At 64.8% G+C, this 2,753-nt stretch carries 3 protein-coding genes; all 3 read right to left on the bottom strand.

The features are described from left to right. A partial coding sequence (locus ACYVDE_RS19540) for an NAD(P)/FAD-dependent oxidoreductase (protein ID WP_460503216.1) occupies positions 1 to 1,060 on the bottom strand: 1,060 nt, incomplete at its 3' end. Positions 1,061 to 1,174: 114 nt separating this feature from the next. After that, the gene (gene rocD / locus ACYVDE_RS19535) at positions 1,175 to 2,428 is read right to left on the bottom strand and encodes a PLP-dependent aminotransferase family protein (protein ID WP_460503215.1); all 1,254 of its coding nucleotides are present in this window, start codon (positions 2,426 to 2,428) and stop codon (positions 1,175 to 1,177) included. Between the two features lie 137 nt (positions 2,429 to 2,565). Further along, positions 2,566 to 2,753 (bottom strand): hypothetical protein (locus ACYVDE_RS19530; protein ID WP_460503214.1); only part of this gene is annotated, 188 nt, incomplete at its 5' end.

Here is a 2,753-nt window from a genome sequence, read left to right as displayed (position 1 = left end):
CCGCCAGCACCCCCGGCCGCGCCCAATCGATAATCGGGGCCAGCGCGGGCCCGAAACCCATCACGCCGCTCCAGCGGTAGTCGATGCGGGGCTGCCGGCCGGGCACAATCACCTCGCGCAGCAGGTTTTCGAGGTATTGCTGCACGGCAGGAGTAAGGCCTGGCTCCGTGGTCTCTTCCGCCGCAAAATCTAGGTTGCGGCCCCCGCCCAGCAAAATTCGGTGGTCGGGCAGCTGCCGGAAATAGGCGTAGCCGTGGTCGTAGTGAAATGTGCCGGGCAGCCGCACGTCGGGCAGCGGCTCGGTCACGAGTACCTGCCCGCGGCCGGGCACTACGGCTAGTTCCGGCAGCAGCTCGGTGGCAAAGGCGTTGGTGGCCAGCAATACCTGTCCGGCGGCCACCGTGGCGCCGTTGGTCAAGCGCAATTGATGGCCGCTCGCGTCCGCTTCAATGGCGGTTACATCGCAATTAGTAAGCACTGGCACATCAGCGGCCCAGGCGTGGGCCAGCAGAGCGCGCATCATGCGGCCAGTGTCGAGGCTGCCTTCGTGCTCATTTTTCAGCAGCGTGCCCACGCCGCCAAAACCGAAGCGGCTGGCTTCATCGCTGGCATCGCGGAAGGTGCGGGCGTGGCCTACCACCGGAGCCAGCAACTCGTTGAAATAATCAATTTTGTCGCGGCATTCGGCTGCCAGCGCCGCTTCTTCGTGCCGTAAAAGCTCATAGCCGCCCACCGGCTGGTAGTCGAGCGCGGCATCGCCCAGCAGCTCGCGCAGGCGGGCCAGCCCGGCCCAGCGCGCGGCCACCACGGCCTGCAGGTCGCCCCGCTTTTCCTGCTCTATAAGTTCCGAAATCGACCCAAAGCAGGCGAAACCGGCGTTTTTGGTGCTAGCTCCACTGGGTAGCGCCCCGCGCTCCAGCACCACCACGCGCCAGCCGGGCCGCAGCTGCTTTAGGTACAAAGCCGCCGTCAGCCCCACCAGCCCCGCGCCGATGATGGCTACGTCGGCCGGGCCAAAAAAGGACTGGTGCTCCCAGTACGATAGCGCGAGGTTTCGCAAGGTTAAAAGAGGTTTCGCGAGGGTGGAGAAGGTTTCGCCAAAAGAAATGTCCAGCTGAAATCAGCGAAACGACAAACCTAGCGAAACCTCTCTTAACCTTGCGAAGCCTTACGCTTAGAAGGCCAGAATCACCTCCGCAATAATATCGCAGGCCGCGTGCAGTTGCTCTTCGGTAATGACCAGCGGCGGGGCGAAGCGGATGATGTCGCCGTGCGTGGGCTTGGCCAGCACGCCGCGCTCCATCAGCGTCACGCACACGTCCCAGGCGGTGCGGCCGTCGGCGGCGGGCACAATCACCACCGCATTCAGCAGGCCTTTGCCGCGCACCAGGTCCACCACTTCGGGGCGCTGGGTCTGCACCTGGCGCATGCGCTCGCGGAAGATTTCGCCCAGCCGGGCGGCGTTTTCGGCCAGCTTTTCGTCGATGAGCACGTCGAGCGCGGCGCGCATCACGGCGCAGGCCAGCGGGTTGCCGCCAAACGTGGAGCCGTGCTGCCCGGGCTGAATCGTGAGCATGATTTCATCGTCGGCCAGCACCGCCGACACCGGCAGCACGCCCCCGCTCAGGGCCTTGCCCAGAATGAGAATGTCGCCGCGCGTGGCCTCGTGGTCGCAGGCCAGCAGCTTGCCGGTGCGGCCCAGTCCGGTCTGAATCTCGTCGGTAATGAACAGCACGTTATGGGCCTTGCAAGCCGCCGCAGCCTGCGCCAAGTAGCCCACGGCCGGCACCATCACGCCCGCTTCACCCTGAATGGGCTCGACCAGGAAGCCGCACACGTGCGGGTCGCGCAGGGCTTCTTCCAGCGCCTCAATGTCGTTGTAGGGCACTACCCGGTAGCCGGGCATGTAGGGGCCGAAACCGCCCGTGCTGTCGCCGTCGGTGCTGAAGGAGATGATGCCCGTGGTGCGGCCGTGGAAGTTGTGCTCGGCCACCACAATCTGGGCCATGTTCGGGGCAATGCCTTTTTCCTGGTAGCCCCATTTGCGGGCCAGCTTCAGGGCGGTTTCCACGGCCTCTGCGCCCGAGTTCATCAGCAGCGCTTTGTCGTAGCCAAACAGCTCGCAGAGCTGCTTTTCGGCCGCGCCCAGCTGGTCGTTGAAAAACGCCCGCGAAGTGAGTGTGAGCTGCTGGGCCTGCTTCGTCAGCGCCTCGATGATGCGCGGATGGCAGTGGCCCTGGTTCACGGCCGAGTAGGCCGAGAGGAAGTCGAAATACTGCTTGCCGTCCACATCCCACAGGTGCACGCCTTCGCCGCGGTTCAGCACCACAGGCAGCGGGTGGTAGTTGTGGGCGCCGTACTGGTCTTCGAGCTGCATCAGCTCGGCGGCGCGGGCAGAAGTGGCGGTGGGGGAGGCGGTGGCGGACATAGAGTTCGGGCGGGAATTTGGTGAGGCCCGAAATTACGGTTTTTCGCCCCGTCCGGCCGTCATTCCGTTGGCACAGTCATCTGAATAAGCCCGGCAATGGCCTTCATCGGCTTCCTTTCACGTCGGAATAACAATTTCTACCGCAGCCGCAGACCTTCCAGCTGATGAGCCGTTTCGGTGTAGCGGCCCACGTAGTTGCCTTCTTCGCGGCCGCTGGCCCGCAGCAGCGTCCAGTCCACTACGGCCGTTTCGGGGAAACTCACCGGCAGGGGCTCGGCGGGTGTGGCTGCGCCGGCCTCGGGCAGCAGCAGGGCCTGCACCGTGT

Source organism: Hymenobacter agri (assembly GCF_054778495.1).
Note: the sequence above shows the minus strand (reverse complement) of the source record. Positions and strands in the feature narration are given on the sequence as shown.

Coding starts and splice junctions, on each gene's coding strand:
- rocD (WP_460503215.1), bottom strand. CDS start 2,428: ATGTCCGCCACCGCCTCCCCCACCGCCACTTCTGCCCGCGCCGCCGAG.